This window comes from Bradyrhizobium sp. STM 3809, from assembly GCF_000239795.1.
Classification (GTDB): domain Bacteria; phylum Pseudomonadota; class Alphaproteobacteria; order Rhizobiales; family Xanthobacteraceae; genus Bradyrhizobium.
Genome location: NZ_CAFJ01000370.1, coordinates 1 through 6,270, shown reverse-complemented (window position 1 = coordinate 6,270; position 6,270 = coordinate 1). Strand labels below are relative to the sequence as shown.

Sequence of the window (6,270 nt, the reverse complement as noted above, 5' to 3'; positions counted from 1 at the left end):
ATGCCGTCGTGGTGCAAGGCCCGAGCGGACCGCAAGTGATCATGCTGCAGGGCGCGGACGCGCCCTACCACATGCTGGTCGAGCGGATGAGTGATGGCGCGCTGACGCTGGATGCCGACGGCAGCATCGTCTACGTGAATTCGCGGCTCTGCGCGCTGACCGGCCTCGATGCGCGGCAACTGGTCGGACGCAGCTTCGCGTCGCTGTTTGCCGGAGCGGCGCCGCAGCAGCGCGCCGACGATTCGGCGAGCGATGCCCAGCTGCGCCGGGCCGACGGCGGCGATCTGCCGGTGTCGGTGTGGATGCGGCAGATGGCGATGAGCGGCGTCGTCGCCACGCTGGTGACGCTGACGGACATGTCGGTCCAGCGCCGGGCCGAGGAGGTGGCGACCGCCGAGCGCTTCGCGCGCTCGATCCTGGAACAGGCCACTGATGCCGTCGTCGTGCTGGCGCTGGATGGGCGGATCACGCATGCGAGCTGGGTGGCCGAGCAGCTGGCGGAGCGATCGCCGGTCGGCCAGCTATTCTCGGAGGCGTTTCCGCTCGACGCCCAGAGCGCGAGCCAGCAAGGCACGTTGTCGCGGTTCTCGCGCGAGAGCCTCGACCAGGCGCTGGCGACCAAACCGTTCCATGGCGTCGAGGTGGCGTTGCGCAACCCGCGCATGTCCGGCCGATCGTTCCTGCTGTCCGGCGGTCCGCTGGTCAACGACGCCAAGGATGCTGTCGGATCGATCGTCACCCTGACCGACATCACCGATCGCAAGCGCGCCGAAGAGCAGCAGACCATGCTGGTCGCCGAGCTCAACCATCGGGTCAAGAACATCCTGGCGATCGTGCAGTCCGTCGCCGGCCAGACCCTGCGCACCTCGCCGTCTCTGCCGGCCTTCAACAAGGCGTTCTCCGGCCGCATCCAGGCGGTGTCGATCGCGCATGACATCCTCACGCAGACACGCTGGATCGGTATCGGCTTCAACGAGCTGCTGACGACCGTGCTGGCGCCCTATGGCGTCGGCGAAGGCCGCATCGCGATCGAGGGGCCGCCGGTGCTGCTGGAGGCGCGGCTGGTGCTGCCGCTGTCGATGGTGCTGCACGAACTCGCGACCAACGCCTCGAAATACGGCGCGCTCTCGGCGCCGCTCGGCCGGGTCGCGATCTCCTGGAATCTGCGCGATGATCGCCGTCGGTTGGAACTGGTCTGGCTGGAGCGCGGCGGTCCCAGGATCGAGGCCGGCGGCGCGCGCGGCTTCGGCACCACGCTGATCGATCGCGTCGTTCGCTTCGATCTCGACGGCGAAGCGACGCTGGCGTTCGAGCCTGACGGCATCCGCTGCACGATGATCTTTGCGCTGACCGCGGAGACGACGCCCGAGCTCGTGCCGGCGTCGGCGGTGCAGCCCGACTGATCACCGCGCCAGAAACGTCGTCTCGCACATCGCGCGCAGCGCGCGCTCGTCGAACGGTTTGGCAAGCCGCGGCAGGTTGCGGAACTCCGGCGGGAACAGCGTCGCGTCATCATAGCCGGAGGTGATGACGATCTTCAGCCCGCGTGCGATGAGCTGCGGCAGGATCGCGAAGATCTGCTCGCCGCGCAGATTGACGTCGAGCAGGGCGCCATCGAGGTTGCCGCGCTTGGCCTCGCGCAGTACCTCGGCGACGCGCGACACCGGGCCGATCACCTCGCAGCCGAATCCCTGCAGCACGGTCTCGAGCTCGAGCGCGATCAGGCCCTCGTCCTCGGCGACCAGGATGCGCAGACCGGCGAGCTGGGTGTCGTTGATCGTCATGCCTCACATCCGGTCGCAGCCGGGCGTCCAGGAGTTCCGTGCCCTCCTTATCTAAACATCTGGACCGGGGTGTCGAGGCGGATTCGCCGCTTATCGCTAACGGCCTATACAATCGCATGCGGCAGAAAGCGTGAGCGGTTGCCGGTGATCGGGGTTGCATCCTCCCGGATCGACAGGCCGCAGGGCGCGTGATCGACCAGCCAGCTGCCGATCACCGGGTAGACCCCGCCGAAGTCCGGCAGCGGGGCCAGCGCCTGGCGGATGAAACCTTCCGCGCCATACGGTCCGTCTTGAGCGGAGACGGCAACGCCGTCGGAGACCAGGCTGACATTGGCGCCCTCGCGCGAGTAGATCGGCTTGCGCACGAAGCTCGGGCCGAGGCTCGCGGCCTTCGGATCGTCCTCGAAATAGGCGGGCAGCAGGTTGGGATGGCCTTCGAACATCTGCCAGAGCAGCGGCAGGATGCCCTTGTTGGAGAGGATCGCCTTCCAGGGCGGCTCGACCCATTGCGTCGGCGCGCCCGCGAGCTTGGCGCCGAAGGCGTCGTGGAACATCCACTCCCAGGGGTAGAGCTTGAAGGCCAGCGCGATGTCGTTGTTGTCGAGATCGACGAAGCCGCCGCCGCTGTCGCGCCAGCCGATATCGGCGATGTCGAGCAGGTTCGTCGACAGCCCCGCTTGGGCTGCGGTGTCGGCGAGATAAGCCAGGGTGGCGCCGTCCTCCGCGTCCTCGGTGAGACCGGCGAGATGCAGCCGCCGTCCCCCGGCCAGCGTGCGCCAGCGCTCGATCAGCCGCTCATGGATCGAATTGTACTGATCGGCGCGGCCCGGCACGATGCGCCGCTCGATCGCCTGTTCGAGCCAGGTCCATTGGAAGACGGCGGCTTCGAAGATCGAGGTCGGCGTGTCCGCATTGTATTCGAGCAGCTTCGCCGGCGTACGGTTGCCGTCCTGAAATCCCGCGAAGCTGAGATCGAGACGGCCATACAGGCTGCCGTCCTTGCGCGTCCAGCTGTCGCGCAGCAGCGGCCAGAATGGCTGCGGGATCCTGAGCCGCCGCAGCAAGGCCTCGTCGGCGACGACGCGGCCGACGAGCTCGAGGCACATCTGCTCGATCTCGCTGGTCGGTTCCTCGATGCCCAGCTCGATCTCGGCGAGGCTGAAGGCGTAGTAGGCGCGCTCGTCCCAATAGCGCTCGCCCTCGACCTCGTAGAAGTCGAAGCCGCATTGCTGCGCCGTCTGCCGCCAGTCGTCGCGCTCGGGGCAGGGGATGCGCTGCATGTTGCGTCAGCCGCCCGCGTGGCCGTGCGAACCATGACCATGAACGCCATGACCATGGACGCCGTGACCGTGAAAGCGGTGCACGGCATGGCCGAAGCCGCCATGGACAGCGCGACACTGCAGCCGGCCGTGTGGCCCGGGCGCAGGCTCGAGCCCGGGACCGCACGCGCGCTTGCGCGAAAAGCCCATCGAGACTGCGGCGATCGTCGCAGTCCCCATCATCGTCAGCACCACGCGGCGCGAACGTTTCATCGGATCGGTCCCGATCAGTCGGCAGGCCAGTTTTTTATGATTGTTGGTCTGTGTCAAAGATCCGAATCCAAGGAAACAACACGATGGCGGTGTTTTCAGGGCGGCCGGGCGGCGGAATTCAGCCGCCCCGTCCGAAACCGAAGACATGTGCGAAGCCGCCGAAACCACCGCGCGAGACGTGGGCCGAGGAGGCGTCGGCAATGTGGGTCGAGCCGCTGCGGCTCGATTCGGAATCGCCGCCTGAGAAACCCCAGCGTCCGGAGCCGCCGCCGTGACTGCCACCGCTGCCGCTCGAATGGCGCGTGCTGCACTCGCCCGTTTGCGGCTGGGCGGCCATGGTCGGCGTCTCGGTGTCTTGCGGGCAGCTCTGCTGGTGCGGCATCAGCGCATAGGCGGTGCCGCCGACGGCCAGCGTGCCCATCACCAGCAGCGCGACATGGCCGGAGCGTTTCACCGGCGGCGTCGCCGGCGGCGGGGGCAGCGGCCTGCGCTTGCCGAACTCGGTGCGCTGCTCGGTCATGGTCAGTAGATCATCGACGCGGCATTGAGCGCGCCGGCGGACAGCGAGGCGAGCCCGAGCCAGATCGCCGAGGCGAGCTCGCCGGCGACGATGCGGTTGGCGAGGTCCGGCACCGGGATGCGCACGAGGTAATAGACGATCACCTGGACGATCAGCGCCACCAGCGCCCAGATCAGGCAGTCAATCACGTTGGCCGAATGCGCGATCGCGCTGACCAGCGGCAAGGTGAAGCCGAGCAGGCTCAGGCCGAGGGCGATCGCGGCCGACGGGTGATTGTCCCGGATCAGCTGGAATTCATTGTAGGGCGTGACGCGGACGTAGATGAACAGGTAAGCCGTCACCGCGAACAGTGCGGTACAGAAGTATACCAAAAAGGCCGGCAGGCCGGCGAGGGATTGCAGGATCATGATCAGGCCCGACGCGGAAAGCGTTCATGTGTCGCGCCGCCAGCATGACCGGTTCGACGTGAACAAAGTCTATGCGCTGGACCTCTGATTCAGCATCTGCAGCACGGAATCCCCGGTGTTGCGGGTGTGGTCGCTCAGCGCCGCTGCGAAGCCCCGGGCATCGCGGCTGCGCAGCAGCGCCATGAAGGCCTCGTGCTCCCGTAGCGACTCGTCCCAGCGGCGCGCGTCGTAATTGGCCACTGCGCGGGCGCGGAACACGCTCGCATGCAGCGTGCTCCACATGTTGAGCAGCACGGCGTTGCCGGCGAGCCGGGTGATCTCGAGATGGATCTGCTGGTTGAGCCGGAAATAGGCGGCGCGCTCGGACGTGCCGTGCAGCGCAACCAGCTCGGCATGCAGGGCGTCGAGCCTGGCGATGTCGGCGGTGGTCGCGCGCATGGCCGCGGCCTGGCCGGCGGCGGCATCGAGCGCGACCATCACGTCGAAGATCTCGGCGATCTCTCGCGCGTCGATCGGCGTCACCACGGGCGTGCGGTGCGGACGCAGCGCGATCAGGCCCTCGGCGGCGAGGATCTTGAACGCCTCGCGCAGCGGCGTGCGCGACACGCCGAAGGTCTCGCACAGCATGCGCTCGGGCAGGGCCGCGCCGGCCGCGAGCTCGCCGTCGATGATCATCTCCCGCACCTTGGCGACGAGCTGATCGTGCAGCGACAGCCGCGTCAGCGGCCGCGTCGGCTGGTCGGAGGACAGCTTCAGGCGCGCCGGCTTGAAGCGCGTCTTGAGCTTGGGCCGGGACGCCGGCGTGGTCATGACAGCTGCGTGGCTCCCCCATGATTGCCCGAATTTCGGGCGGCGCGCCCGGAGATCAGGCAAATCAGCCAAAATCCGATCAGTGAAAGATATTGAAATAACGGCAAAAAATCAAGATTGCATATCGCATCCAATTGGCACGTGGTTTGCTGAGAAGAGGAAAAGCTCTCGTCCGTCGCTGACTTGGAGATGACCGTGAACCGCTTCGTGTTGCCCCTACTTGCCGTGCTCGCGCTGGCTCTGCCCTCGCTCAGCTTTGCCGACGACGCGCCGAAGATCAAACTCGGCTACGCCAAATGCGCGCATTGCACGCCGATGTCGCTGACGCCGCAATTCGCCGAAGGCGTCGCGATCGACGCCGTCGGCTTCAACACCGGCACCGACGCGTTGACAGCGCTGGTGTCGAAGAACATCGATGTCGCCCAGGTCACCTATCTGCACTACGCCATCGCGCTCGACAAAGGCTTCGACGTCGTCGCCATCTCCGGCCAGGTCAATGGCGGCTCGGCGATCCTGCTCGCCAATGATCTCGACGTCGCGCAGGGCGACTGGAGCGCGCTGAAGGCGCTCATCGCCAAGTCCAAGGCCGACGGCAAGCCGTTCCGCGTCGCCGCCTCGCGCGGCAATGCGCAGGACATCCACATGCGCGGCGCCTTCGCCAAGCAGGGCATCGACATCAACAAGGACGTGCAGTTCGTCAACATCCCCAACCCATCGGATCATCTGCAGGCGCTGCGTCGCGGCGAGGTCGAGCTGATCTGCACCGTCGAGCCGTTCGCCACCCAGATCATGCAGGCCAAGGCGGCAAAATTCTTCGGCTTCCCCTACGACCAGGCCGCCGGCAAGCTGACCAATTTGATCCTCACCCGTTCCGATGTCATCGCCGCCAACCCCAAGGCGCTGGAAGGCGTGGTGCGCGCGGTGGTGAAGGTGGACGCCCACATCGCCGCCGACAAGCCGGCGCTGATCGACGTCATTTCCAAGATCACCGGCCTCGACAAGGCGATCGCGACCGGCGCGGTGGAGAACCTCGATCCCGATCCGAAGATGTACCGGTCTTCCGCGCTCGCAATCGCCGCGATGATGCGCGACCTCAAATACATCAATTCGGACGTGACAGCCGCCGTCGAGAAGAACCTCGACTACCGCTTCCTGGAAGCCGCCACGGGCAAGCCGAAGACCGAACTCGGATATTGATGAAGCCATGACCGCGACGA

8 protein-coding genes are annotated in these 6,270 nt (G+C 66.7%); 2 read left to right on the top strand and 6 right to left on the bottom strand.

All coding sequences use genetic code 11. The features are described 5' to 3' along the window. Positions 1 to 1,403, top strand: a 1,403-nt coding sequence (locus BRAS3809_RS19190; protein ID WP_035656935.1) for a sensor histidine kinase, incomplete at its 5' end; no start/stop codon positions are given. Here the strand turns inward: BRAS3809_RS19190 and BRAS3809_RS19185 are convergent. The 6 genes from BRAS3809_RS19185 to BRAS3809_RS19165 all read right to left on the bottom strand — a co-directional run bounded on the left by BRAS3809_RS19185 (position 1,404) and on the right by BRAS3809_RS19165 (position 5,053). Continuing rightward, on the bottom strand, positions 1,404 to 1,784 hold the full coding sequence (locus tag BRAS3809_RS19185; protein WP_008963725.1) for a response regulator: 381 nt from the start codon (positions 1,782 to 1,784) through the stop codon (positions 1,404 to 1,406). It lies immediately after the preceding gene. Positions 1,785 to 1,888: 104 nt separating this feature from the next. Beyond that, the gene (locus BRAS3809_RS19180) at positions 1,889 to 3,064 is read right to left on the bottom strand and encodes a glutathionylspermidine synthase family protein (protein WP_008963724.1); all 1,176 of its coding nucleotides are present in this window, start codon (positions 3,062 to 3,064) and stop codon (positions 1,889 to 1,891) included. Positions 3,065 to 3,070: 6 nt separating this feature from the next. Further along, the gene (locus BRAS3809_RS34985; protein ID WP_240535712.1) at positions 3,071 to 3,373 is read right to left on the bottom strand and encodes a hypothetical protein; all 303 of its coding nucleotides are present in this window, start codon (positions 3,371 to 3,373) and stop codon (positions 3,071 to 3,073) included. A gap of 61 nt (positions 3,374 to 3,434) precedes the next feature. After that, entirely contained in the window at positions 3,435 to 3,836 is a 402-nt protein-coding gene (locus BRAS3809_RS19175; RefSeq protein ID WP_008963722.1) for a hypothetical protein, read from the bottom strand. 2 nt (positions 3,837 to 3,838) lie between these two features. Then, the gene (locus BRAS3809_RS19170) at positions 3,839 to 4,243 is read right to left on the bottom strand and encodes a DUF350 domain-containing protein (RefSeq protein WP_008963721.1); all 405 of its coding nucleotides are present in this window, start codon (positions 4,241 to 4,243) and stop codon (positions 3,839 to 3,841) included. A gap of 69 nt (positions 4,244 to 4,312) precedes the next feature. Then, positions 4,313 to 5,053, bottom strand: coding sequence for a GntR family transcriptional regulator (locus BRAS3809_RS19165; RefSeq protein ID WP_008963720.1), 741 nt, complete (start codon positions 5,051 to 5,053; stop codon positions 4,313 to 4,315). 189 nt (positions 5,054 to 5,242) lie between these two features. Between BRAS3809_RS19165 and BRAS3809_RS19160 the strand changes: the two genes are divergently transcribed. Then, the gene (locus BRAS3809_RS19160) at positions 5,243 to 6,250 is read left to right on the top strand and encodes an ABC transporter substrate-binding protein (protein WP_008963719.1); all 1,008 of its coding nucleotides are present in this window, start codon (positions 5,243 to 5,245) and stop codon (positions 6,248 to 6,250) included. The last annotated feature ends 20 nt before the right edge of the window (positions 6,251 to 6,270 follow it).